This is a genomic window from Streptomyces sp. NPDC030814 (assembly GCF_055572155.1).
The window spans coordinates 251212-275849 of the sequence record NZ_JBVIDX010000007.1 but is presented as its reverse complement, the minus strand read 5'-3'; the positions used below and the strand labels follow the sequence as shown (position 1 = coordinate 275849).

26 protein-coding genes and 1 tRNA gene are annotated in these 24638 nt (G+C 70.0%); 18 read left to right on the top strand and 9 right to left on the bottom strand.

The window, feature by feature from the left end; all coding sequences use genetic code 11:
* The first annotated feature begins 38 nt into the window (after window positions 1-38).
* Entirely contained in the window at window positions 39-698 is a 660-nt protein-coding gene (locus ACZ43N_RS17965; RefSeq protein ID WP_468098479.1) for an RDD family protein, read from the top strand.
* A gap of 31 nt (window positions 699-729) precedes the next feature.
* Here ACZ43N_RS17965 and ACZ43N_RS17960 read toward each other — a convergent pair whose 3' ends face one another.
* Window positions 730-1029, bottom strand: coding sequence for a hypothetical protein (locus tag ACZ43N_RS17960; RefSeq protein ID WP_468098478.1), 300 nt, complete (start codon window positions 1027-1029; stop codon window positions 730-732).
* A 452-nt stretch (window positions 1030-1481) separates the two neighbouring features.
* Here ACZ43N_RS17960 and ACZ43N_RS17955 point away from each other — a divergent pair, with 452 nt between their 5' ends.
* Entirely contained in the window at window positions 1482-3845 is a 2364-nt protein-coding gene (locus ACZ43N_RS17955; protein WP_468098476.1) for an immune inhibitor A domain-containing protein, read from the top strand.
* Between the two features lie 123 nt (window positions 3846-3968).
* On the top strand, window positions 3969-4394 hold the full coding sequence (locus ACZ43N_RS17950; RefSeq protein ID WP_468098475.1) for a hypothetical protein: 426 nt from the start codon (window positions 3969-3971) through the stop codon (window positions 4392-4394).
* A gap of 85 nt (window positions 4395-4479) precedes the next feature.
* On the opposite strand, the gene ACZ43N_RS17945 is transcribed toward ACZ43N_RS17950, so the two are convergent.
* Complete coding sequence (locus tag ACZ43N_RS17945) at window positions 4480-5067, bottom strand: isochorismatase family protein (RefSeq protein WP_468098473.1); 588 nt, start codon at window positions 5065-5067, stop codon at window positions 4480-4482.
* A 266-nt stretch (window positions 5068-5333) separates the two neighbouring features.
* A complete protein-coding gene (locus ACZ43N_RS17940) occupies window positions 5334-6662 on the bottom strand; it encodes a nicotinate phosphoribosyltransferase (protein ID WP_468098472.1) in 1329 nt (442 codons plus the stop codon).
* Between the two features lie 113 nt (window positions 6663-6775).
* Here ACZ43N_RS17940 and clpS point away from each other — a divergent pair, with 113 nt between their 5' ends.
* From clpS to ACZ43N_RS17900, 8 genes are all read left to right on the top strand, one after another.
* Window positions 6776-7093: an ATP-dependent Clp protease adapter ClpS gene (clpS, locus tag ACZ43N_RS17935; RefSeq protein ID WP_055520955.1), complete on the top strand. Its 318-nt coding sequence runs from the start codon at window positions 6776-6778 to the stop codon at window positions 7091-7093.
* 69 nt (window positions 7094-7162) lie between these two features.
* Window positions 7163-7765, top strand: a complete 603-nt coding sequence (locus ACZ43N_RS17930; protein WP_468098471.1) for a DUF2017 domain-containing protein — start codon at window positions 7163-7165, stop codon at window positions 7763-7765.
* A 379-nt stretch (window positions 7766-8144) separates the two neighbouring features.
* Window positions 8145-9590 carry an amino acid permease gene (locus ACZ43N_RS17925; protein ID WP_468098470.1) on the top strand — a complete coding sequence of 482 codons (1446 nt, stop codon included), beginning with the start codon at window positions 8145-8147 and terminating at the stop codon, window positions 9588-9590.
* A gap of 98 nt (window positions 9591-9688) precedes the next feature.
* Complete coding sequence (locus ACZ43N_RS17920) at window positions 9689-10111, top strand: M67 family metallopeptidase (protein WP_055541407.1); 423 nt, start codon at window positions 9689-9691, stop codon at window positions 10109-10111.
* A gap of 95 nt (window positions 10112-10206) precedes the next feature.
* Window positions 10207-11259 (top strand): LacI family DNA-binding transcriptional regulator, encoded by a 1053-nt coding sequence (locus tag ACZ43N_RS17915; RefSeq protein ID WP_468098469.1) that lies wholly within the window; start codon window positions 10207-10209, stop codon window positions 11257-11259.
* 168 nt (window positions 11260-11427) lie between these two features.
* Window positions 11428-11523: a putative leader peptide gene (locus ACZ43N_RS17910; RefSeq protein ID WP_309474684.1), complete on the top strand. Its 96-nt coding sequence runs from the start codon at window positions 11428-11430 to the stop codon at window positions 11521-11523.
* A gap of 114 nt (window positions 11524-11637) precedes the next feature.
* Window positions 11638-11916 (top strand): MoaD/ThiS family protein, encoded by a 279-nt coding sequence (locus tag ACZ43N_RS17905; RefSeq protein ID WP_055541406.1) that lies wholly within the window; start codon window positions 11638-11640, stop codon window positions 11914-11916.
* A 16-nt stretch (window positions 11917-11932) separates the two neighbouring features.
* On the top strand, window positions 11933-12883 hold the full coding sequence (locus ACZ43N_RS17900; RefSeq protein ID WP_468098467.1) for a PLP-dependent cysteine synthase family protein: 951 nt from the start codon (window positions 11933-11935) through the stop codon (window positions 12881-12883).
* A 246-nt stretch (window positions 12884-13129) separates the two neighbouring features.
* Here the strand turns inward: ACZ43N_RS17900 and ACZ43N_RS17895 are convergent, their stop codons facing one another.
* Window positions 13130-13609, bottom strand: coding sequence for a type II toxin-antitoxin system PemK/MazF family toxin (locus ACZ43N_RS17895; RefSeq protein WP_468098465.1), 480 nt, complete (start codon window positions 13607-13609; stop codon window positions 13130-13132).
* Between the two features lie 351 nt (window positions 13610-13960).
* Between ACZ43N_RS17895 and ACZ43N_RS17890 the strand changes: the two genes are divergently transcribed.
* Window positions 13961-14713 (top strand): MBL fold metallo-hydrolase, encoded by a 753-nt coding sequence (locus tag ACZ43N_RS17890; RefSeq protein ID WP_468098463.1) that lies wholly within the window; start codon window positions 13961-13963, stop codon window positions 14711-14713.
* Between the two features lie 106 nt (window positions 14714-14819).
* On the opposite strand, the gene ACZ43N_RS17885 is transcribed toward ACZ43N_RS17890, so the two are convergent.
* Window positions 14820-16097: a PTS transporter subunit EIIC gene (locus ACZ43N_RS17885; protein ID WP_468098462.1), complete on the bottom strand. Its 1278-nt coding sequence runs from the start codon at window positions 16095-16097 to the stop codon at window positions 14820-14822.
* 299 nt (window positions 16098-16396) lie between these two features.
* Between ACZ43N_RS17885 and ACZ43N_RS17880 the strand changes: the two genes are divergently transcribed.
* The 4 genes from ACZ43N_RS17880 to rdgB all read left to right on the top strand — a co-directional run bounded on the left by ACZ43N_RS17880 (window position 16397) and on the right by rdgB (window position 18703).
* Window positions 16397-16630: a PTS sugar transporter subunit IIB gene (locus tag ACZ43N_RS17880; protein WP_468098461.1), complete on the top strand. Its 234-nt coding sequence runs from the start codon at window positions 16397-16399 to the stop codon at window positions 16628-16630.
* A gap of 108 nt (window positions 16631-16738) precedes the next feature.
* Window positions 16739-17476 (top strand): ribonuclease PH, encoded by a 738-nt coding sequence (gene rph, locus ACZ43N_RS17875; RefSeq protein ID WP_468098459.1) that lies wholly within the window; start codon window positions 16739-16741, stop codon window positions 17474-17476.
* Between the two features lie 169 nt (window positions 17477-17645).
* On the top strand, window positions 17646-18044 hold the full coding sequence (locus ACZ43N_RS17870) for a hypothetical protein (protein ID WP_468098458.1): 399 nt from the start codon (window positions 17646-17648) through the stop codon (window positions 18042-18044).
* A 56-nt stretch (window positions 18045-18100) separates the two neighbouring features.
* Window positions 18101-18703, top strand: coding sequence for an RdgB/HAM1 family non-canonical purine NTP pyrophosphatase (gene rdgB, locus ACZ43N_RS17865; protein WP_468098456.1), 603 nt, complete (start codon window positions 18101-18103; stop codon window positions 18701-18703).
* 42 nt (window positions 18704-18745) lie between these two features.
* On the opposite strand, the gene ACZ43N_RS17860 is transcribed toward rdgB, so the two are convergent.
* The 3 genes from ACZ43N_RS17860 to bcp form a co-directional block, all read right to left on the bottom strand.
* Window positions 18746-18829: transfer RNA gene (locus ACZ43N_RS17860), tRNA-Leu, on the bottom strand.
* Between the two features lie 33 nt (window positions 18830-18862).
* Entirely contained in the window at window positions 18863-19900 is a 1038-nt protein-coding gene (locus ACZ43N_RS17855) for an HNH endonuclease (protein ID WP_468098455.1), read from the bottom strand.
* A 141-nt stretch (window positions 19901-20041) separates the two neighbouring features.
* The gene (gene bcp / locus ACZ43N_RS17850; RefSeq protein WP_468098454.1) at window positions 20042-20509 is read right to left on the bottom strand and encodes a thioredoxin-dependent thiol peroxidase; all 468 of its coding nucleotides are present in this window, start codon (window positions 20507-20509) and stop codon (window positions 20042-20044) included.
* Between the two features lie 96 nt (window positions 20510-20605).
* Between bcp and ACZ43N_RS17845 the strand changes: the two genes are divergently transcribed.
* Window positions 20606-20935 carry a DUF3618 domain-containing protein gene (locus ACZ43N_RS17845; RefSeq protein ID WP_468098453.1) on the top strand — a complete coding sequence of 110 codons (330 nt, stop codon included), beginning with the start codon at window positions 20606-20608 and terminating at the stop codon, window positions 20933-20935.
* Window positions 20936-20997: 62 nt separating this feature from the next.
* Window positions 20998-21300: a GroES family chaperonin gene (locus tag ACZ43N_RS17840; protein ID WP_055513294.1), complete on the top strand. Its 303-nt coding sequence runs from the start codon at window positions 20998-21000 to the stop codon at window positions 21298-21300.
* A 91-nt stretch (window positions 21301-21391) separates the two neighbouring features.
* Here the strand turns inward: ACZ43N_RS17840 and ACZ43N_RS17835 are convergent, their stop codons facing one another.
* On the bottom strand, window positions 21392-23992 hold the full coding sequence (locus ACZ43N_RS17835) for a transglycosylase domain-containing protein (RefSeq protein WP_468098634.1): 2601 nt from the start codon (window positions 23990-23992) through the stop codon (window positions 21392-21394).
* Between the last annotated feature and the right edge of the window lie 646 nt (window positions 23993-24638).

Here is a 24638-nt window from a genome sequence, read left to right as displayed (position 1 = left end):
CGGATGCGGAGCCGGGGGGTTCGCGGTCGACTCGGGCCATGAGCACCGAACCGCCGCCCTACGGCTCCGGTCAGTCCCCGGACGACGACCCGTTCAGGAAGCAGCCCCCGCCGGACCAGGGCGGCGGCTCCCCGTACGGCACCCCGCCCGGGCAGTCCCCGTACGGGAACGAACCGCCGCCCTACGGCGGCGGACCCCTCGGGGGCGACCCCTACGGCGGCGGACCCTTTCCCAACGACCCGCTCATGGGGATGCCGCCGCTCGCCGACAGCGGCAAACGGGTGCTCGCCCGCCTCATCGACATGATCCTCGTCGGCATCGTGGTGGGTCTGCTGGCGTGGGCCTTCCGGGTCAGCCAGTACACGGTCGACACGGACGACATCGAGTTCAGCCGCTCCCTGGGCCAGGAGGTGCTCGCCGCGGTCCTCTACATCGCGTACGACACCATTCTCACGGTCAGGAACGGCCAGACCCTCGGCAAGCGGCTGATGAAGCTGCGGGTGGCGAACCTCAACGACGGTTCCACGCCCTCGACGCAGACCGCGCTGCTGCGCGCGGCGGTGCTGTGGATCCCCTTCGCCTTCTGCTGCGCCTGTGTCTGGACGGCGATCGCGGGCGGCTGGAGCTTCTTCGACAAGCCCTACAAGCAGGGCCTGCACGACAAGGCGGCCAAGACGGTGGTGGTCAGCACCGGCTGAGGCGGCGGGCCGGGCGGCCCCGTGGCCGTGTTCAGGAAGCCGTCGGCTCGTGCACCGGTTCCCGCTCCCGTACCGGCTCGGGTGCGGCGACGGCCGAAACGGGCGCCGGGGCCTGGGCCCGGCCGGCCGCGGTGACCCTTGAGGCCCTGGCGGAGGCCGGTCCGGGCAGCGGCACGGTCAGCGAGACGAGCAGGCCGAGGGCGAGGGCGGAGAGGGCGATCACCGCGATCCCCACGCCGGAACTCGTCTGTGACAGCAGCAGCATGGCGAGGGTGGACAGGATCACGGTGCAGGAGCCGTAGGCGAGCTGTGCGGTCGTCGGACGAGGCATGGCAATCGTGTCCTCGGGTGGGGTCTCCCCGTGCCTCTCGCGCTGAGGGGAGGTTACGGATACGAATCAAAGGTGAAGCAGTGCTGTCGGCTTGACTTCCGCCGACGTCCGGCGCTCCGCCAATCGACTCTATTCGCCAGGGTGCCCGAGGGGAACGACGGGTAAGCGTGACCTGACCCACGGGGACGGGGCACGGGGGGCGCACCGAGTCATGAGGTCCACGAAGTGGACGCATATGCGCGCCGGTTGGTGGGTGCACATAACGTCCGTATAACGAACAAGCGCTTCCCCTGGACGGCGTTAGCGCCTTGATCTGTGCAAGTCAAGATCTGTTTTTTCTTTCGAAACTCCAGTCGAATGTCGTCACTTGACTACACGCGTATACCGCGCGCGGACTTCCTCCACGACCAGGACATCCCCTCCGCGCGGACGGGCGCGGGGGAGGACCTCAAGTGACCAGTAGACCCTGGACGTTCAGGGCAGCGGCGATCAGTGTCGCCGTTGCGACGGCCGCGGCCACCTTCTCGACCTACGCGATGGCGCAGGACGGGGACGGCAAGTCGGCGGCCGCCGCGAACCGTCAGGACCCGGCGGACCCCGCCGGGCGTGGCGAGCTCGACCATGACCTCGACGGCCCCCTGAGCAAGACCCAGGAAGCCCAGCGCGAGGAAGCCCTTGAGCAGGTCATATCCGGCGATGCCGCGGTCAAGAACCGTGACGGCTCGAAGGTCGTGAAGCTCAAGAGCAAGAAGGGCCAGAGCAAGTACGTCGAGCTCGGCCGCGAGAAGACCGACAAGATCTTCACGATCCTCGTCGAGTTCGGCGACCAGATCGACAGCCGCTTCGGCGGCACGCCCGGCCCGCTGCACAACCAGATAGCCAAGCCCAACCGCAAGAAGGACAACTCCACGGCCTGGCAGGCGGACTACAACCGCAAGCACTTCCAGGACATGTACTTCGGCACCGGCAAGAAGACCGAGTCGATGAAGAAGTACTACGAGAAGCAGTCCTCGGGCCGCTACTCCGTCGACGGCACGGTCTCGGACTGGGTGAAGGTCCCTTACAACGAGGCCCGCTACGGCAACAACAAGTGCGGCCAGTCGAACTGCACCAGCGTGTGGAACGTCGTCAGCGATGGTCTGAGCTCCTGGGTCGCCCAGCAGAAGGCGGCCGGACGCACCGACGCGCAGATCAAGGCCGAGGTCGCCAAGTACGACCAATGGGACCGTTACGACTTCGACGGCGACGGCGACTTCAACGAGCCCGACGGCTACGTCGACCACTTCCAGATCGTGCACGCCGGTGAGGACGAGTCCGCCGGCGGCGGCGCGCAGGGCACGGACGCCATCTGGGCCCACCGCTGGTACGCGTTCGGCACCGACGCCGGTGTGAGCGGCCCCGAGGGCAACAAGCTCGGCGGCGCCAAGGTCGGCGACACGGGTATCTGGGTCGGCGACTACACCATCCAGCCGGAGAACGGCGGCCTCGGTGTCTTCGCCCACGAGTACGGCCACGACCTCGGTCTGCCGGACCACTACGACACCACCGGAAACGGCGACAACTCCACCGGTTTCTGGACCCTGATGTCGTCCGGCTCCTGGCTCGGCACCGGCAAGAACGAGATCGGTGACCTGCCCGGCGACATGACCGCCTGGGACAAGCTGCAGCTGGGCTGGCTCAACTACGACACCGCCAAGGCCGGCAAGCAGTCCACGCACAAGCTGGGCCTCGCCGAGTACAACACCTGGGACAAGCAGGCCCTCGTGGTCGAGCTGCCCCGGAAGAAGGTCACCACCGAGATCGTCCAGCCCGCCGAGGGCTCCGGTCAGTGGTGGAGCGGCAGCGGTGACAACCTCTCCAACACCCTGACCCGTTCCGTGGACCTCACGGGCAAGTCGTCCGCCGCGCTCACCCTCGACGGCTGGTACGACATCGAGGCCGAGTACGACTACCTCTACACCGAGGTGTCGACGGACGGCGGCGCCAACTGGACCGCCGTCGACGGCACGGTGGACGGTGCGGCGATCCCGAAGGACGCCAGCGGCAAGCCGGCGCTGACCGGTTCCTCCGGCGCCTACAAGAAGCTCTCGTACTCGCTGGACGCCTACGCGGGCAAGAAGTTCGACCTCCGCTTCCGCTACCAGACGGACGGCGGCGTGGCCCCCAAGGGCTTCGCGGCCGACCGTATCTCCGTGGTCGCCGACGGCGGCGCGCTGTTCACCGACAACGCGGAGAGCACGGACGCGGCCTGGGCCGCGAAGGGCTTCTCCCGCATCGGCGCGTCCATCACGGACGACTACGCCCAGTACTACATCGCGGAGAACCGCCAGTACGTCTCGTACGACAAGACCCTCAAGGTCGGCCCGTACAACTTCGGCTTCTCGACCACGCGTCCGGACTGGGTGGAGCACTACCCGTACCAGAACGGTCTGCTGATCTGGAAGTGGGACACCTCGCAGGCGGACAACAACACCAGCGTCCACCCGGGTGTCGGTCTGGTCCTCCCGATCGACTCCCACCCGAAGGCGCTCAAGTGGGCCGACGGCACGCTGATGCGCAACCGCATCCAGTCCTACGACTCGCCGTTCAGCCTGTACCGCACCGACGGCCTCAAGCTGCACAAGGCCGACGTGCTGACCACGATCCCGTCGTCGAAGGGTGTGTCGACGTTCAACGACCACACCGGCTCCTACTACGACGAGACCAACCCGACGGGCGGTGTCAAGATCACTGACACCAACACCAAGATCAAGATCGTCAAGGAGGCCAAGGACGGCTCCACGATCTCGCTCCTGGTCGGCCCCGCGGTGAAGTAACCAGCATTTCCGCAGGTCAGACCATATCCGGCCGCGACCCCCTTGGCGGGTCGCGGCCGGACGTGTTTAGGTGCGTGCTGTGGCCTTCTTATTGACACTGACGCGCACGGGGGTGTGACCTGCATGGCCGCAGGAGGTTTTTGCAAGCTGCCGGACGGCAATGTCGTCGTCGCCCTGAACCTGCCCGCACCGGCGCCCCGGGACCCCGTCCCGGCCGGTCCGACCACCCGGCTGGAGGCACCCGCGCGGGCCGTGCCGGCCCCGCCGGCGGGGCTCTCCGGGGTCTCCCCGGCGCACGACGGCTCGGTCCGGGTGCTGGTGCTGGCCGCCAACCGGGCCCGTGCCCTCACCCGGCTGCGCAACCTGGGGCTGCGCGCGATCTACCTCCGCGGCAACGCGGCGCCTCCGACGCCGGACGAGATCACGGCGGTGCTGCACCACCCCGACGGGCTGATATGGCGCACCTCGGCGGTCTGTGCCACGTCCACGACCCCGGAACTCTGGCACCCGATCCGGGCGCTTCTGAGGAGGCCCCGGGCACACGTCTGAGCCTGCGGGGAGCACCGGGAGTGTGCGAGCCGGCCGGGAATGCCGCGAGCGAGGGCGCGCGGGCTGGAAGCGGGGCGCGCGCGGCTCACACCACCGGCTTGCCCGACAGCTCCACGCCCGCCTCCCTGAGCTCTTCCAGGGCCCGCTCCGTCGTCTCCTCGGCGACGCCCGCGGTCAGGTCCAGCAGGACCTGGGTGCGGAAGCCCTCTCTCGCGGCGTCCAGGGCGGTGGCCCGCACGCAGTGGTCGGTGGCGATACCTACGACGTCGACCTCTTCGATGTCACGGGCGCGCAGCCAGTCGGCCAGGGAGACGCCGTTCTCGTCGGCGCCCTCGAAACCGCTGTACGCGGCGGCGTACGCGCCCTTGTCGAACACGGCGTCGACCGCGCCGGAGGCGATCGCGGGGGCGAAGTTCGGGTGGAAGCCCACGCCCTCGGTGCCGGCGACGCAGTGCGCCGGCCAGGAGTGGACGTAGTCCGGGTTGTCGGCGAAGTGGCCGCCGGGAGCGATGTGATGGTCGCGGGTCGCGACCACATGCCGGTAGCCGGGGCCGGCCGCCTGGCCGATCAGCTCGGTGATGGCGGCGGCCACATCGGCACCGCCGGCCACCGCGAGGCTGCCCCCCTCGCAGAAGTCGTTCTGCACGTCAACGACGATCAAGGCGCGGCGCATGGTGTCGGTGTCCTTCGACTCTTCGACGCTGGGTCGGTGTGGGGTGGGTTCTGACGCGGGGAGCGTGCGGGCCCGGCCGATCTGCTGGACTACGAACTTCCGAGCCTAGAGACTTCCGGAGGCGTTCGGGAGGGGGCATCAGGCGCTCGGCCGAGGCGCGGACCGGGGCACGGGCCGAGCACGCGGGCGCCGACCGGCTCACACCCGGGCACAGGGGGCGCCCCCGCACCCGCCCGCTCCCAGTGTGCGCCCGCATCCGCCCGCTCTCAGACGTACTCCGTCGGAAGGACCGGCTCCCCGCGTGACAGCTGGGTCGCGGACAGCGGCAGCCTCGCGCGGGCGGCCGTGTGGCGGTCCCGTACGACGTCAAGGGGCTCGCGGGCGAGGACGCGGCCGTCCCTGATCAGCGGGACCAGGAGCTGGTGCTCCTCCAGCTCCGCCGGGACGGGCCCGGTGCCGACGACCTCGGCCTCCGCGACACCGTGCTCGTCCATGCGCCGGGCCGCCCACTTGCGGCCCCCGACGGACGTCTTGCCACCGCTGGACTTCTTCGCCACCGGCACCAGCGGGGCCGTGGGGTCGGCGGACTCCGCCCGGGCCACCAGCTTGTAGACCATGGAGGCGGTCGGGTGACCGGAGCCGGTCACCAGCTGGGTGCCCACCCCGTACGCGTCCACGGGCGCCGCCGCCAGGGAGGCGATCGCGTACTCGTCGAGGTCGGAGGTCACGATGATCCGGGTGTCGGTCGCCCCCAGCTCGTCCAGCTGCTGCCGCACCCGGTGGGCCACCAGCAGCAGGTCACCGGAGTCGATGCGGACCGCGCCGAGCTCGGGGCCGGCGATCTCCACGGCCGTCCGTACGGCCTCGGCGACGTCGTAGGTGTCGACGAGCAGCGTGGTGTTGCGGCCGAGGGAGTCCACCTGCGCCTGGAAGGCGTCCCGCTCGCGGTCGTGGAGCAGGGTGAAGGCATGGGCGGAGGTGCCGACCGTGGGGATGCCGTAGCGGAAGCCCGCCGCCAGGTCGGAGGTGGAGGTGAAGCCGCCCACGTACGCGGCGCGCGAGGCGGCCACCGCGGCGAGCTCGTGGGTGCGCCGGGCGCCCATCTCGATCAGCGGGCGCTCCCCGGCGGCGCTGGCCATCCGGGAGGCGGCGGCGGCGATCGCCGAGTCGTGGTTGAGGACGGAGAGGATCACCGTCTCCAGGAGCACGCACTCCGCGAAGGTGCCCTCGACCCGCATGATCGGCGAGCCGGGGAAGTACACCTCGCCCTCCCGGTAGCCCCAGACGTCGCCGCCGAAGCGGTAGCCGGCCAGCCAGTCGAGGGTCTCCGCGTTGACGACGGAGCGCTCGCGCAGGAAGCCGAGCACGCCGGGGTCGAAGCGGAAGTTCTCCACCGCGTCCAGCACCCGCCCGGTTCCGGCCACCACGCCGTACCGCCGCCCCTCCGGCAGCCGCCGCGTGAAGACCTCGAACACCGACCGCCGCTCGGCCGTGCCCGCCTTCAGCGCGGCCTGCAGCATCGTGAGTTCGTAGTGGTCCGTGAAGAGCGCGGTCGAGGGGACATCCACCGGCAAACCAAGGTCCGCTGTGTTCATGGCAGGGGATCGTACTCCCATTTCGTCAATCTGACGATTTCCGGGTCCCTTATCTGACGGACCCTCCGTCGCACGGGTCCCCGTTTGTGCGCGGACCCCCCTGTGGTGGCAGCATGGGCCGTGTGACGGCAGCCGCACCCATGGAGATCGAGAAGACCGAGTCGGCGGAGGAGGTCTTCGCCGTACCCGAACCCGACGTGCCGTGGGTGACGATCGTCCACAACGACCCGGTGAACCTCATGAGCTACGTGACCTATGTCTTCCAGGCCTATTTCGGGTACTCGAAGGACAAGGCCACCAAGCTCATGCTCGACGTCCACCACAAGGGTCGCGCGGTCGTCTCCAGCGGAACACGCGAGGAGATGGAGCGCGACGTACAGGCCATGCACGGCTACGGTCTGTGGGCCACGCTCCAGCAGGACCGGAAGTAGCCACGGACGGCAGTCGCAGGCCGGGAGACCTGGCCTGACGTAACAGGACCGGAGTGAACGACCTACCCGATGCCAGGAACCTTCGAACCGCTTCCCGGCGGCGGCGCGGCCGTCGCGCTCGACGAGGTCGAGATCTCCATCATCCGTTCGCTCGCGGTCCAGCTGCTGGAGCTGATCGGTCCGGGCCCCGCCGAGGACGCCCCCGACGACCCGCTCGCCGAGCTGTTCGCAGAGGGGCCGAGCGAGCCCCCCAAGGACCCCGTGCTCAGGCGGCTCTTCCCGGACGCCTACAGCGACCCCGAGGGCACCCCGACGGCCGCCGAGGCCGAGGAGCAGCGGGCGTACTCCGCCGAGTTCCGGCGCTTCACCGAGAACGACCTGCGGGCCGCCAAACGTGACAACGCCCTCGCGGTGATCCACTCGCTGGACGGCCTGTCGGCGGCCGGTGAGGGCGGGGCCGTGCTCAAGCTGTCGGCGGAGGAGTCCCGGCGCTGGCTCGGCTGCCTCAACGACCTGCGCCTCGCCATCGGGTCCCGGCTCGACGTCGTCGACGAGGAGGACACTGACCTCCTCTACCGGCTGCCGGACGAGGACCCGCGCAAGCCCATGGTGATGGCGTACCTGTGGCTGGGCGGACTTCAGGAGACGCTGGTCGCGACGCTGATGCCATGAGCGCAGGGGGCCCGGACGGAACCCCGAGTTCCCTCCGGAGCCCCTCCGGGTTGGCTTCGTGTTCGCTCAGAGGACACTCAAATCCGGATAACGATCGTGTCACCACAGCGGTGAGGGATGCCCTCAGGGGTGTTCTTTGTCCGCTTCTTCCTGTGTTGTGCGCCACAAAACGCCTCGCCGATCAAGATTGCGGCCGTGATAGATCTTCACGACCGCCCGCCGGACGCCACCCTTGTCCGCCGGGTGCGCCACCAGCCGACGACCGTCGGCCAGGCACGAGCGAACCAGCTCAGCTCCATCACATCCGGGGGGATCGGAACCCGATCCGGGGTCGACGAACGGCTCGGATCGGCCCAGCGTGGAGAAAGGCGCACAACACATGACCTCCGCTCAGGTCGACAACAACGGCAGTGACGCCGTGCGCGGCGAGGCCTCCGAAGAGGGGTACGAGCGCGGGCTCGGCAGCCGCCAGGTCCAGATGATCGCGATCGGCGGCGCCATCGGCGTCGGGCTCTTCCTCAACGCAGGTGCGAACATCGCCAAGGCCGGACCGAGCCTCATCCTGATGTACGCCGTCGCCGGCGTCATCATCTTCTTCATCATGCGGGCGCTCGGCGAGCTGCTCCTGTACCGCCCGGTCTCGGGCTCCTTCGCGGAGTACTCCCGCGAGTTCCTCGGCCCGTTCTTCGGCTACTTCACCGGCTGGACGTACTGGCTGCTGTGGGTCGTCACCGGCATGGCGGAGCTGACCGCCGCCGCGATCTACATCAACTACTGGTTCCCGGAGATCCCGCGGTGGGTCTCGGCGCTGGTCTTCCTGGTCGTCCTGTTCGTGGCCAACCTGATCTCGGTGAAGCTGTTCGGCGAGATCGAGTTCTGGTTCTCGATGGTCAAGGTCACCGCCATCATCGGCATGATCGTGATCGGCCTCGGCGTCCTCACCTTCGGCTTCAGCGCCGCCGGCGACACCGCCGCCGTCTCCAACCTGTGGGCCTTCGACGGGTTCTTCCCCAAGGGCATCGGCTCGTCCCTGATGACCCTCCAGGGCGTGATGTTCGCCTACCTCGCCGTCGAACTGGTCGGCGTCACCGCCGGTGAGTCCGAGAACCCGGAGAAGACCCTCCCCAAGGCGATCAACACCCTGCCCTGGCGTATCGCGCTGTTCTACGTCGGCGCCCTCACCGTCATCCTGTGCGTGGTGAAGTGGACCGAGTTCGCGCCGGGCGTGAGCCCGTTCGTCGCCGCCTTCGCGAAGATCGGCATCCCGGCGGGCGCCGCGATCGTCAACTTCGTGGTCCTGACCGCGGCCCTGTCCTCCTGCAACTCCGGCATGTACTCCACGGGCCGCATGCTGCGCACCCTGGCCGACAGCGGCGAGGCCCCCAAGGCCTTCAACAAGCTGTCCGTCACCAAGACGCCCGCGCTCGCCATCGGGGTCTCGGTGCTCTTCATGGGCATCGGCGTGGTCCTCAACTACGTCGTCCCCGACAAGGCCTTCGAGTACGTCGTCTCCGTCGCCACCGGCGCCGGCATCTGGACCTGGCTGATGATCCTGGTCAGCCACGTCCGCTACCGCCGCGCGGTCGACGCTGGCCGACTGCCCGCCTCCTCCTTCCCCGCCCCGGGCGGCGCGACGGGCAGCTGGATCGCCATCGTCTTCCTCCTCTTCGTCACCGGCCTCATCGCCTACGACCACGAGGCCCGCGTCAGCCTCTACGTCATGGCCGGCTGGGCGGCCGCCCTCGGCGTCGGCTGGCTGGTGCTGAAGTCCCGCAACCCCGAGGTCACGGCCCGCCGCGACCCGGACCTGGAGAAGGTCGGCTGACCGCTCCGCCCGGGAGGCCCACCGGCCTCCTGCCCGGCATGTGGGCCGCCCCGTACCACCCTTCGGTACGCGGCGGCCCTCTGCTTATCCTGACGAGCATGCTGACCATCACCCAGGCCCTCGTCGACCAGATCGTCGCCCACGCGCGCAAGGACCACCCGGACGAGGCGTGCGGCGTCGTAGCGGGCCCGGCGGGTTCGGACCGCCCCGAGCGCTTCATCCCGATGCTGAACGCGGCCATGTCGCCCACCTTCTACGAGTTCGACTCGGGCGACCTGCTCAAGCTCTACCGCGAGATGGACGACCGCGACGAGGAGCCGGTGGTCATCTACCACTCCCACACCGCCACCGAGGCCTACCCCTCCCGTACCGACATCTCCTACGCGAACGAGCCGGGCGCCCACTACGTCCTCGTCTCCACCGCCGACACCGACGGGCTCGGCGACTTCCAGTTCCGCTCGTACCGCATCGTCGAGGGCGAGGTGACGGAGGAGGAAGTCCATATCGTGGAGGCGTACTGAAAGCTTTCGACGTTACCGTGGCCGGGCAGGCCCACCCAACTCAACTGCCCACTACGGAGACGGTGTTGACGCAGCCGACGGCACGGACACGACGAATGAACGGACAGCGGCCCACCCTGGAGGACGTCGCACGCGGCTCGGGGGTCTCCAAGTCCACCGTGTCACGGGTGATCAACGGCGAGGGGAAGGTGCGCGCGGAGGTCGTCGAACGCGTCCGGGAGGTCGTCGCCGAACTGGGCTACGTACCGAACTCCGCGGCCCGGCAACTGGTCACCCGCCGCAACAACGCCATCGCGGTCGTCGCCAGCCAGCCGCAGAACCGTCTCTTCATCGATCCCTTCTTCGACCTCCATCTGCGGGGCATCCGCAAGGAACTGGTGGCCCACGGCGCCCAGCCGGTCCTCCTCTTCCTGGAGGAAGAGGAGGAGTACCCGCGCGTCGGCGACTTCCTCGGCGGCGGCCACGTCGACGGCGCCCTGCTCTTCTCGCTGCGCGCCTGCGACCCGCTGCCCGGCATGATCGAGCGCCTCGGCCTGCCCGCCGTCTTCGGCGGCCGCCCCCTGGTCCGCGGCGGCGAGACCGTACGGGAGTGCGTCTACGTCGACGCCGACAACCGGGGCGGCGCCCGCGAGGCCGTCCGCCATCTGGTCTCCCTCGGCCGCGAGCGCATCGCCACCGTCACCGGCCCGTACGACCAGGAGGCCTCGGCGGTGGACCGCCTGGACGGCTACCGGGACGTCCTCCTCGACGGCGCCTCGCCCGAGCTGATCGAACGGGCCGACTACACCCGGCAGGGCGGCGCCCGGGCCATGGCCGCGCTCCTGGACCGGCGCCCCGACCTCGACGCCGTGTTCGTCGCCTCCGACCTCATGGCCTCAGGAGCCCTTCAGGTGCTGCGCGAGCGCGGACTGCGGGTCCCGGACGACATCGCCGTGGTCGGCTTCGACGACCTCGCCCCGATCGCCGAACACACCGACCCGCCGCTGACCACCGTGCACCAGGACATCGAGGGCATGGGCCGGCTGATGGCCCGCCTGCTGTTCAGCCGCACGGAGGATGCGGCCGTGCCCGAGCCGCGCGCACCGGAGCCGGGTGCCCTGTCGTCGGTGGTCATGCCCACCCGCCTGGTGGCCCGGCACTCGGCCTGAACGCCCCCGTGCCGCCCCCGTGTCGCACCCCTGCCGCCACCGGCGCCGGCCCGGCAGGGAGCCGGTGCGGGTCCGGCTGACCTGTGCGGTCTCACTCCCCGGCCCGAAACCGTCCGGCATGTGGGATCACATTCCGGGACCCGGACCGGGAATCGATACGATGAGCCCATGGTTCTTGACGACGTGAGCGAGAAGACGCCGGGCGCACTGCTCGTGGCGCGGCTGCACGTCGACCTGTGCAGGCTTGCCAGCGCCATCTGTTGACGCCGACCCTGCCGCCGTACGGCCGTGAGCCGCGGCGCCCTCACCCGTGTGACCCCGCACTCCGCGCTGCCGCGCGCCCACCGACCTGACTACTCCCGACAGGAGCCGCACACCATGGCCATCGAGGTCCGCATCCCCACCATCCTCCGCCAGTACACCGACGGTCAGAAGGCGGTGGAGGGAGCCGGCGACACCCTCGCCGACCTGTTCGCCGACCTCGAGACCCGGCACACGGGCATCCAGGCCCGCATCGTGGACGGCGGCGAGCTGCGCCGCTTCGTCAACGTCTACCTGAACGACGAGGACGTGCGCTTCCTGGAGGGCATCAACACCAAGCTCTCCGACGGCGACAACGTGACGATCCTGCCGGCCGTGGCCGGCGGCATGGCCTGAGGCCCGCTGACCACCCATGCGCTACGACTCCCCGCTCGCCGCGGTGGGCAACACCCCTCTGGTGCGCCTGCCGCGGCTCTCGCCGTCCGAGGACGTCCGGATCTGGGCCAAGCTGGAGGACCGCAACCCCACCGGCTCGGTCAAGGACCGCCCTGCCCTGCACATGATCGAACAGGCGGAGAAGGAGGGCCGGCTGACCCCGGGCTGCACGATCCTGGAGCCCACCTCGGGCAACACGGGAATCTCCCTGGCCATGGCGGCCAAGCTCAAGGGTTACCGCATCGTGTGCGTCATGCCCGAGAACACCTCCCAGGAGCGGCGTGACCTGCTGGCCATGTGGGGCGCGGAGATCATCTCCTCCCCGGCGGCGGGCGGCTCCAACACGGCCGTACGCGTCGCGAAGGAGCTCTCCGCCGAGCACCCCGACTGGGTGATGCTCTACCAGTACGGCAACCCCGACAACGCGGGCGCGCACTACGCCACCACGGGTCCGGAGATCCTCGCGGACCTCCCCTCCATCACCCACTTCGTGGCGGGTCTCGGCACCACGGGCACGCTGATGGGCGTGGGCCGCTATCTGCGCGAGCACAAGCCGGACGTCAAGATCGTGGCGGCGGAACCCCGCTACGACGACCTCGTCTACGGCCTGCGCAACCTCGACGAGGGGTTCGTGCCGGAACTGTACGACGCGTCCGTCCTCACCACCCGCTTCTCCGTCGGCTCCGCCGACGCGGTGACGCGGACGAGGGAGCTGCTCCAGCAGGAGGGCATCTTCGCCGGCGTCTCCACCGGAGCGGCGCTGCACGCGGCGATCGGCGTCGGCAGGAAGGCGGTGAAGGCGGGGGAGCCCGCGGACATCGTCTTCGTGGTGGCCGACGGAGGCTGGAAGTACCTGTCGACGGGCGTGTACACGGCCGCGACGACGGAGGAGGCCATCGAGACGTTGCAGGGGCAGCTCTGGGCATAGGGAAAGGACCCGAGGACCCCTTAGGGCCGGGCGCCTGGTGAGTCGGGGCCGAAGGGTGCGTGGGCGGGTGCGGGGGGGAGTAGTTTTCTCGCGCTTCCCCGCGCGCCCCTGAAGGCTTGGGCCTGCGGCCCTGCCTTCACCGGGTGCCGCCGTCGAAGAGCACGGGGCGCAGCCCCGGTCGGTTTTCCGGGGCGCGGGGAACTGCGCGACCAGCCCCCAGCCACCCGTACGTACCACGAACCTCCGTCAGCCGGACAGGTGCCGTACCTGGTCCCACAGCACCGGATCCACCACCCCCGCCTTCCGGCGGAAGTCCCGTACCGGCACCTCCCGGAGTTCCTCCGTCTCCAGGAAGCTGGGCCGCCCCCGCGCGTCCCCCACGGCCCCCGGCGGCAGCGGAATCACCCCGAACCGAGCGTCACGGTACTTGCTGGTGATCTTGACGACCCGCGCCCGGTCGCCCCGTACCGCCAGCACGAGACAGGGCCGGTCCTTGCCTCCGGGCCCGTCCTCGAAGGGCACGCTCGCCCACCAGATCTCCGACGGCCGCGGCAGCGGCGCCCGCGCACCGGCCCGGTCACCCGGCCGTCCGGGCGGCCGGGTACGCCCCTTCGGTCCGCTCGTCCGCCGACCCGGTCGACGGGACCGGCCCCACCCGTCGACCAGCGTCGCGACGAGCGCGAGCGCCACCACCACCGCGAGCGCCGACCACCAGGACATGTCCATGAGCACGACCGTACCGGCGCACTCCAGTCGAAGCCCGCCCTGCCGCGCGCCCCTGCGCCCCCCTGTATAGCCTCACCCCGGCTCACGCGCGGCCCAACGGCCTTCCCACCAGCCGAACCGGTGACAGCACAGGTGAGTTCGCCCACAACGGCCCCTGGCGGAGGAGCGACCCGTCCTTTTGCGCCTTACGCTCGACGGACCGCACCACCTTCCTGCACCCCCGTCCGCCATCCGCAAGCCCGCTGACTGCACAACGTGGTCGGCGCGCCCCGTCCGTACGTCACGACCGACTGACACGACTGACCAACACGACTGTCACGACTTCACGCCAGCGCGGAGGTTCCAGCTCTCATGAAGCTCACCGTCGTCGGCTGCTCGGGGTCGTTCCCCTCCGCGGAATCGGCCTGTTCGAGCTACCTCGTAGAGGCCGACGGCTTCCGGCTGCTTCTCGACATGGGCAACGGTGCCCTCGGCGAGCTGCAGCGCCACTGCGGTCTCTACGACCTCGACGCGATCTTTCTCAGCCATCTGCACGCCGACCACTGCATCGACATGTGCGCGTACTTCGTCGCACGCTACTACCGGCACGACGGCGGCCGCTGCGACCCGATCCCGGTCTACGGCCCCGAGGGCACCGAGCAGCGCCTGACCACGGCGTACGCCGACACCCCGTCCGCCTCCTCCATGAGCGAGGTCTTCGACTTCCACACGGTCAAGCCGAGCACCTTCGACATCGGCCCCTTCACCGTCCACACCGAACGGGTCGCCCACCCCGTGGAGGCGTACGGCATCCGCATCGAACACGGCGGCCGGACCCTGACGTACTCCGGGGACACCGGCGTGACCGCCACCCTGGACGAACTGGCCCGCGACGCCGATCTCTTCCTGTGCGAGGCCGCGTTCACCCATGGCAAGGAGAACATCCCGGACCTCCACCTCAACGGCCGCGAGGCCGGTGAGACGGCCGCCCGCGCCGGCGCCCGCCGCCTCGTGCTCACCCACATCCCGCCGTGGACGGACCCCCGGGTCAACCTCGACGACGCCCGCGCGGTGTACGACGGCCCCGTGGAGCTCGCCGCGCCCCGGACGACGTACGAGATCTGACACCCGCACGGTGATCTGACACCCGCACGTACGCACGAGAGGGCCCCCGGAGGATCGCGATGATCCCCGGGGGCCTCTCATGTGCCGAGCCGAACCGCTGCCTCCGCTACTTGGCCTCCGCCTTCTGGAGCTCGGCCAGCTCCTCGTCGGACTCCCTGCCAGGGGTCGGCAGGTTGAAGCGGATGATCGCGAAACGGAAGACCACGTAGTACACGGCGCCGAAGCACACGCCCACCAGAAGCAGCAGCCACGGCTTGGTGGCGATACCCAGGTTGAGGGCGAAGTCGATGGCGCCGGCCGAGAAGCCGAAGCCGTCCTTCATGCCGAAGGCCCAGGTCAGGGCCATGGAAAGGCCGGTGAGGACGGCGTGCAGGGCGTACAGCACCGGGGCGATGAACATGAACGTGAACTCGATGGGCTCGGTCACACCCGTGATGAACGAGGTCAGTGCGAGAGAGAACATCATGCCGCCGACGACCTTGCGGCGCTCGGGGCGGGCCGTGTGGTAGATCGCGAGGCAGACGGCCGGCAGACCGAACATCATGATCGGGAAGAAGCCGGTCATGAACTGCCCGGCGGTCGGGTCACCGGCGAGGAAGCGCGCGATGTCACCGCTCTTGCCCTCGTACGAGCCGGCCTGGAGCCACGGGAACGAGTTCAGCAGGTGGTGCATGCCGACCGGGATCAGCGCGCGGTTGGCGACACCGAAGATGCCCGCCCCGGCGGCGCCCGAACCGACCAGCCACTCACCGAAGTTGTGCAGACCCGCACCGAGGACCGGCCAGATGTAGCCGAAGACGATGCCGATGAACAGGCCCGCGAAGGCGGCCAGGATGGGCACCAGACGGCGACCGCCGAAGAAGCCGGCCCAGTCGGGCAGCTTGGTGCGGTAGAAGCGCTGGTAGAGCAGGGCCACGACCAGGCCCATGACCACGCCGCCGAGGACCCCGGCGTTGACCGCCTTGTCCACCATCACGACCTTGTTGTCGACGACGGTGGCCACCTGGGGCAGGTTCGGGTCGGTGAAGGTGCCGAGCACCTTCTGGAAGACGAGGTAGCCGACGACCGCGGCGAGGGCGGTCGAGCCGTCCGACTTCTTGGCGAAGCCGATCGCGATGCCGACGGCGAACAGCAGCGGCATGTTGTCGAGGATGGCGCCGCCGCCCGCCGACATGAAGCTCGCGAACTTGGTGATGAACTCGGGGAACGACTCGCGCCCGAGCATGTCCGTGTTGCCGAGCCGGACGAGCAGCGCGGCGGCCGGCAGGACGGCGACCGGCAGCATCAGGCTGCGCCCGATGCGCTGCAGCACCGCCATGGTGCGGGAGCCCCAGGTCGGGCCCTTGTTCTCTGCGGCCGCGGGAGCGGCGCTGGCCGTGGTCACAACTTCCTCCAGTAGGCAGGGCGCCGCCCAGGGACGGGAGTGTGGGGGAGGGCAGCACGGGAGAGGTCTACACCAGTCAGTGGTGTAGACCTGTTGTAGCACGCTGGAGGTGGGCCTAGGAACCCGCGATTCCCGTTTTATGCCTTCGTGATGTCAGGCCCGTCCGGCGGGCATCCGGCGTTCGCCCGACCGTCGCCGCCGCTCTCCGCTTGGCGAGGACCCGCAAGGTGGTGTAGACCAGTCGCGAACGATCCCGCACGGCAAAGCGGCATGGATCAGGCATATCAGGGAGAATCGCCATGGCCAGTAAGGCTGAGAAGATCGTCGCCGGGCTCGGCGGCCTCGACAACATCGAAGAGATCGAGGGCTGCATCACCCGGCTGCGCACCGAGGTCAGCGACCCCTCCCTCGTGGACGAGGCCGCCCTCAAGGCCGCCGGCGCCCACGGCGTCGTCAAGATGGGCACGGCCGTCCAGGTCGTCATCGGCACGGACGCCGACCCGATCGCCGCGGAGATCGAGGACATGATGTGATCCACCGCCGACCCGGGGACCGCCCACGACGGTCCCCGTCGGCGCATGCGCCGGGGCCCTCCCGATGCGGGAGCGGCCCCTTCCGCCCATGCGGCTAGGCTCATCGCCATGTCTCGAATCGACGGCCGCACGCCCGAACAGCTCCGCCCTGTCACCATCGAACGCGGCTGGAGCAAGCACGCCGAGGGCTCCGTCCTCATCTCCTTCGGCGACACCAAGGTCTTCTGCACGGCCTCCGTCACCGAAGGCGTCCCGCGCTGGCGCAAGGGCACCGGCGAGGGCTGGGTCACCGCCGAGTACTCCATGCTGCCCCGCTCCACCAACACCCGCGGCGACCGCGAGTCCGTACGCGGCAAGATCGGCGGCCGTACCCACGAGATCTCCCGCCTCATCGGCCGCTCCCTGCGCGCCGTCATCGACTACAAGGCGCTCGGCGAGAACACCATCGTCCTCGACTGCGACGTGTTGCAGGCCGACGGCGGCACGCGAACGGCGGCGATCACCGGCGCGTACGTGGCGTTGGCCGACGCCGTCGCCTGGGCCCAGCGCAAGAAGCTCGTCAAGGCCGGCCGCCGACCGCTGACCGGCACCGTGAGCGCCGTCTCCGTGGGCATCGTCGGCGGCGTCCCGCTGCTCGACCTCTGCTACGAGGAGGACGTCAAGGCGGACACCGACATGAACGTCGTCTGCACCGGCGACGGCCGCTTCGTCGAGGTCCAGGGCACCGCCGAGGCCGAACCCTTCGCCCGCGAGGAGCTCAACGCCCTGCTGGACCTCGCCGTCGCAGGCTGCACGGACCTGGCCGCCCTGCAGAGCAAGACGCTCGACTCGGTCCTCGAAAGGTAAAGGGCACCCCAAGGACACCGTCCGTCGGCCGCAACCACACCGCACCCGGCCGCGTCCCTAGGAGTACGGGCGCACGGCACACCACCGTGCGCCCGGCCACACCGGCGCAAGCCGTATCCGCACCACCACCGGAGGCCGTCAGGCCTGCAGACAGTAGGAGGACCGTTCCATGGCCGCGAGCCGCCGACGTCGTACGACCGCCATCGCCGGAGCCGTTGCAGCCGTCGCGCTGACCGCCGGCCTCACCACCGGCTGCGACGCCGTGAACAAGGCCCTGGACTGCGTCCAGACCGCCGAGGCCATCGCCAGCAGCGTGTCCGACCTCCAGCAGGCCGTCGAGAACGCGTCCAACGACCCGGCACAGCTGGAGGAGTCGCTCAACTCCATCGACGAGAACCTCAAGGAGATCGGCGACAAGACCGACGACGCCGACGTCAACAAGGCCGTCGACGACCTCCAGAAGGCCGTGGAGAACGTCCAGACCTCCGTCGACAAGGGCGACGCCACCCCCGACATCAGCGGGATCACGGACGCGGCCAAGGAACTGACGAACGTCTGCACCTCCTGACCTGCCGGCCCGCGACCGGTGACCGGCGAGGCGACGGGGGCCGGGATACTGAGAGCATGACCCGCCTGATCCTCGCCACCCGCAACGCCGGAAAGATCACCGAGCTGAAGGCGATCCTCGCCGACGCAGGTCTGACCCACGACCTCGTCGGCGCGGACGCCTACCCGGACATCCCCGACGTCAAGGAGACCGGCGTCACCTTCGCCGAGAACGCCCTGCTCAAGGCGCACGCCCTCGCACAGGCCACCGGCCTCCCGGCCGTCGCCGACGACTCCGGTCTCTGCGTGGACGTCCTGGGCGGCGCCCCCGGCATCCTCTCCGCCCGCTGGGCCGGCCGGCACGGCGACGACCGAGCCAACCTCGAACTGCTCCTCGCCCAGCTCTCGGACATCGCCGAGGAGCACCGCGGCGCCCACTTCGCCTGCGCCGCCGCCCTCGCCCTGCCGGACGGCACGGAACGAGTCGTCGAAGGACGGCTGAGGGGCGTACTGCGGCACACCCCCACCGGCACGAACGGCTTCGGCTACGACCCGATCCTCCAGCCGGACGGCGACACCCGCACCTGCGCCGAGCTGACACCCGAGGAGAAGAACGCGATCAGCCACCGCGGCAAGGCGTTCAGGGCGCTGGTGCCGGTGGTGCGGGAGCTGCTGGGCTGATGGCACGAGAGGACCGCCCGGTTGGGCGGTCCTCTCTGCGTGTGCGGCCGGTGGGACTCGAACCCACACGGGTATGAACCCACTGGGACCTAAACCCAGCATGACTGCCAATTCCATCACGGCCGCTCAAAAACGGTCATCATGCTCGACCGGCGGCACTCAGTGTACGGGGCTGTCGGGCTGCCCGGCGAGGGGGACTCTGCTCTTCTGGCGACACCACGTTTCTGTCAGGGCATGGCAGTTGGGGCAGAGGTAGCGCAGGTTCTCCCGGCGATTGTCCCGCCAATTCCCGTTGACATGGTCGATCTGCAGGGTGATGGGGCGTCCCCGCCACTCCCCGCTGTTACCGCACTCCATGCATGCGTAGGGCACCCCGATCTCAGACAGAGCCTGGTGGAGGCGGGTCCTGTTCGTCCGTCCAGCTTGCTCGGGCAGGACTACCAGCACCCGATGCGCGGTGGGTGCGGGCGCCGGGCGATCGGGCTGTCCCCAGGACCGGCGCTTGAAGTGGCTGGTGTCGAGATTGAGGCGGGAGGCGGCGCGTCGTACACGTCGGTGATTCGTGTCGTTGACCTCCATGCCGAGACCGCGCATGACGTCGGCGTAACTGGTGGCAGTCCGTACCAGGTTCGCCAACTCGTCCTCGGGAATGACTGCCCGTCGGTAAGAGAAGTGACCGATGTCGATATGTTGGTCCGCCAGTATGCGACTCAGTGTCGCCCGGGAGCGGCTGTCATCGGGAACGCCGAGCGTCCGTGCCAGGCCACGCAAGCTCGTGACTGCGGCTGCGGCCGTCCGAAGTTCTTCCGGGGTGAAGGGCAGGTCCAATTCGGGGCGATGAATGCCGGGGAAATGACCGATGTCGATGCCGGCGGCGTGGATGCGGCGCCGGATGTGGGACAGAGTCCCTGTGGCCGGTGTGGCGCCGAGCTTCAGGGCTACTTCCCGCAGCGAGGACGATGACGCGGCTGCTTCCGCGATGGCGGCGTCGGGGTACTTGCGCCAAGGGCTGCGCTTGGTGAAGTGGCTTGTGTCAAATCCGTGGCGGGCCACGTGCTCCTGCAGCACCCGCCGTTGGCCGCCACTCGGCTTGAGGCCGAGCCGCCGCATCAGATCGACCCAGTTACGGGCCGCGGCAACCTCCGGCTCAAGCCGTTCCTTGCTGTATGCGTCCGATCGTTGCGATGTGCTCGGCACGTCCGCGTCCCCTCCGTTCCGGCCACCTGTTCGTGACCTCGTACGGAGTAACGAACCGCTCATCGCACAGTCACGACCGATATGCGGAACGGCTCGTACCGGGGGTTCCGGTGCGAGCCGTTCCCGGGCGGTCGGGTGGGCTCAGATGCCCAGGTCCTTGATGATCTTCGCCACGTGGCCGGTCGCCTTCACGTTGTAGAGGGCGCGCTCGACCTTGCCCTCCTCGTCGACGACGATCGTCGAGCGGATGACGCCGGTGACGACCTTGCCGTAGAGCTTCTTCTCGCCGAAGGCGCCGTACGCCTCCAGGACCGCCTTGTCGGGGTCGCCGAGGAGGGTGACCTTCAGGGACTCCTTCTCGCGGAACCTGGCCAGCTTCTCCGGCTTGTCGGGGGAGATGCCGATGACGTCGTACCCGGCGCCGGCCAGCAGGTCCAGGTTGTCGGTGAAGTCGCAGGCCTGCTTCGTGCAGCCGGGGGTCAGGGCGGCCGGGTAGAAGTAGACGATGACCTTGCGGCCCTTGTGGTCGGACAGGGACACCTCGTTGCCGTCGGCGTCCGGGAGGGTGAAGGCGGGGGCCACGTCCCCGGGCTGGAGTCGCTCGCTCATCGGACCAGCGTAACCGTGGGCCCTGACGCCGCGGTCCTCGGCGGAGCTGACAGACTGTCCGCAAACAGTGAATGACGGACAGCGGGAGGCAGCGCGGTGGCGGACACCTCGGACACCAGAACCCCGGCCGAGATCGAGGCGGACATCAAGCGCCGCCGCGACACCCTCGCCGAGACGCTCGACGAGATCGGCGTCCGGGTGCACCCGAAGACCATCGTCGGTGACGCCCGGGCGAAGGTCGTCTCCAACATCGACCACACCCTCGGCAAGGCCTACGTCTCGGTCAACCGGGTGGTCAGCGATGCGAAGGGCCGGTTCGTCGACCAGGACGGGGCGCCCCGGCTGGAGCGCATCGTCCCGGTCGCGCTCGTCGTCGTCGGCGTCGTGGGCCTGCTCGCCCTCGGCACTCGACGCCGCAGGGGCTGACGAAGACAGGTAGGTTCGGGGGCGTGAGCGAGAAGAGCCAACACGACAAGTTGCCCATCAGGATGCTGCACGACCGGGTGCTCGTGCGGCAGGACACCGCCGAGGGCGAGCGGCGTTCGGGCGGCGGCATCCTGATCCCCGCGACGGCGGCGGTCGGCCGGCGGCTCGCCTGGGCCGAGGTCGTCGCGGTCGGTCAGAACGTCCGGACGGTCGAGCCGGGCGACCGTGTCCTCTTCGACCCCGAGGACCGGGCCGAGGTCGAGGTCAGGGGCGTCGCGTACGTCCTGATGCGCGAGCGCGACCTGCACGCCGTGGCCGCGGACCGGTTCGAGGGCTCGGAGGACTCCACCGGCCTGTATCTGTAGCGCACCCGGCGGGCACCCGCGACACACGGGAGGGGGCTGGTGACCACGTCACCAGCCCCCTCCCGCCGCTATCGGCCCCGGCGGCCCGCCGTCATGGGATCGTCCCCTCCGACGTACCGCCTCCGTTGGCCGCTCCACCGCCGTCGGTCGTGCCGCCCCCGGTGGTCGGGCCCCCTCCGGTGGCGGTCCCGCCGTCCGTCGTGCCTCCGCCCCCGGTGTCCGTACCGCCGTCGGTGGTTCCGCCTCCGGTCGTGGTTCCGCCGCCGGTGGTCGCGCCGCCGGTCGTCGTCGTGTCGGCGCCGCCCGTGGTGGCGCCCGGGTCGGTGGGGGCGCCCGTGGTGCCGCCGTCCGTCTGGCCGGCCGTCTCCTCGCCGCCCGTGGTGCCGCCGTCTCCCTCGTCACCGGTGGCGCCGGGCTCGTCCGGCGGGGTGCTCGGCGGCACCACGACCACGTCCGCGCCCTCCTGGAGCTCCAGGTCGAAGTCCTTGACCTTCTTGCCCTTCAGGGCCGCCTTGGTGAACTGCGCCCAGATCTCCGTGGGCGCCCCGCCGCCGTTGATGCGTTGCAGGCCCATGGCCCCGTACAGCGGCTTGTGGACGCCCGTCTTGGGGTCCTGGCCCATCACGGAGACGACGGTGGCGAGGTCCGGGGTGTAGCCGGCGAACCAGGCCGCCTTGTCCTCCTCGGCCGTACCGGTCTTGCCGGCGGCCGGGTGGCCGGACGCCTGCGCGGCGGTGGCCGTACCGCCCTGGACCACGCTCCGCAGGACGGACGTGGTGGTGTCGGCGGCCTGACGGCTGACGGCCTGCTGTGGGTCCGTCGAGGGGAGCTTTATCTGCTGGCCGTCCTTGCTGATCCGCTCGATCATCGTGTACGTGCCGTGCCGGCCGTGGTTGGCGAGGGTGGCGTACGCCTCCGCCATGTCGAGCACGCTCGCGGTGGCCGTGCCCAGCGCGATGGACGGGTACGGGTTCAGGTCCGGGGTGCTCTTCGGCACGCCCAGGTCGATCGCGGTCTGCTTGACCTTGTCCGGGCCGACGTCCACGGCCATCTGCGCGTACACCGAGTTCACGGACTTGTCGGTGGCCTGGCGGACCGTGATGTTGCCGTAGTCGACGTAGTCCTCGTTCTCGGGGGCGTACGCCTCGCCGGGCCAGCCGACCACCGGGCGCTCGCTGGAGCCGTCGTAGATGGTGTTCGGGGTGATCGCCTGACCGGACTGGGTGTTGGAGTTGTTCTCCACGGCCGCGGTGAACACGAACGGCTTGAACGTCGAACCGACCTGGTAGTCACGCCGGGTGGCGTTGTTGACGTACTGCTTGGTGTAGTCGATGCCGCCGTACATCGCGATGACCTTGCCGGTCTTCGGGTCTATGGAGACACCGCCGGCGCGGACGTAGTTGTCGGCCTTGCGGTTCTTCTTGTCGAGCTTGTCCATCAGGTTGTCGTCGACGGCCTTGATGAACGCGTCCTGCATCTTCGGCTGGATGGTGGTGGTGATGCGGTAGCCACCGCCGTTCTCCAGCGCCTCCTCGTCGATGATCTTGTGCTCGATGAGGTACGACTTGATGGCCTCGACCAGGTAGCCGCGCTGCCCGGAGAAGGCGGTCGACGTGGTGGTCTGCTTCGGCATCTCGAACTTCATGCCGGTGCGCTCGGACTGCTTGAGCCAGCCCTCCTTGACCATGCCGTCGAGGACGTAGTTCCAGCGGGCGACGGCCGCGCCCTTGTTCTCCGGGTGGGCGACGACGTCGTACATGCTCGGCGCGTTGACGAGCGCGGCGAGGTAGGCGCCCTGCTGGGGGGTGAGTTCGTCGGCGTCGACGCCGTAGTAGGCCTGGGCCGCTGCCTGGATGCCGTAGGCGTTGCGGCCGAAGAAGCTGGTGTTGAGGTAGCCCTCCAGGATCTCGTCCTTGGTGACCTCGCGGTCCAGCTTGATCGCGATGAAGAACTCCTTCACCTTGCGGGTGACGGTCTGGTCCTGGGCCAGGTAGTAGTTCTTCACGTACTGCTGGGTGATCGTCGACCCGGACTGCTTGCCCTTGCCGGTCGCGGTGTTCCAGGCGGCGCGGATCATCGCCTTGGGATCGACGGCGGACTCGGTGTAGAAGTCGCGGTCCTCGGCGGCCAGTACGGCGTGCTGGGCGGCCTTGGAGACCTTCGACAGGGGGACGTTCTCGCGGTTGACCTCGCCGTCACGGGCGATCTGGGAGCCGTCCGCGTACAGGTACACGTTGCTCTGCTTGGTCGCGAGTTCCTGCGGCTTCGGGATGTGGACCAGGTTGTAGCCCAGCACGAAACCGCCGATGATCAGCATGGTCACGATCACGAAGCTGCCGAGCACCATGCGCCAGGTCGGGAACAGCCGCCGCCATCCGGTCCGCTTGGGCCGCTTCGGCTTCTTCCCCTTGCCGCCGCCGGCCGGGGTGGCTTCGGGTGCGACAGCGGGGATGACGGCGGTCGCCGTGCCGCCACCGGTTGCCGCGCCGGCGGCGCCGCCCGTGGCCCCGGCTGCCGCCAGGCCACTGGTGACACCGGTCTTCCCCCCACGCACACCGCCGGCCGCCGCCGAGGCCGCACCGGCTGCGGCAGCCGTCCCGGTCGCGCCGGCTGCCGCCGCGTCACCGGGCTTTCCGGGCCGCTTGCCGCCGGGCTTCGCACCCGGGCGCGTGACACCCAGGGTCATGGTCATCTCGGCGTCGCCCGCCGCCGGGCCACCGGCCGTACGCGCGGCCGCCGCGGCACCGGAGGTGCCGGCACCGGTGGCGCCGGAAGCCTTGGAACCGGCTGCGCCGGATGCCCCGGCGCCCGCGGCACCGGACTTGCCACCGCCCGCGGCGCCGGGCTTCCCGCCGGGCGCAGAACCGGACTTCCCGGGACGCGTGAGGCTCAGCGGCATGGTGAGCTCGGCGTCACTCTCCGGGGCCCCGGCCCCGCCGGAGGTCCGGGCGGCCGCGCCGCCTGCGGATGCCCCGGCGCCGGGCGAGAGCGACTTCCCCCGGCCCGCGGAGCCGCCCCGCCGGCCGCCGTCGCCACCCTCGGCCCCGGAGACCGGTGAACCGCCGGTCTGCCGGCCGGTACGCCCGCCGTCCGCCGAGTCGGGCTGTCCGCCGGTCTGCCGGCCGGTACGCCCGCCGTTCGTCGAGTCGGGCTGTCCGCCGGTCTGCCGGCCGGTACGCCCGCCGTCCGCCGAGTCCGGCCGTCCGCCGGTCTGTCCGCCTGGCGCGCTGCCCGCTGCCGGGTCGGGGCGTGTGCCGGCGGGGCCGCCGAGGCGTCCGCCGTCCGCGGAGTCCGGCCGTCCGTCGGTCTGACGGCCGGGCCGGCCGTCTGCCGCCGGG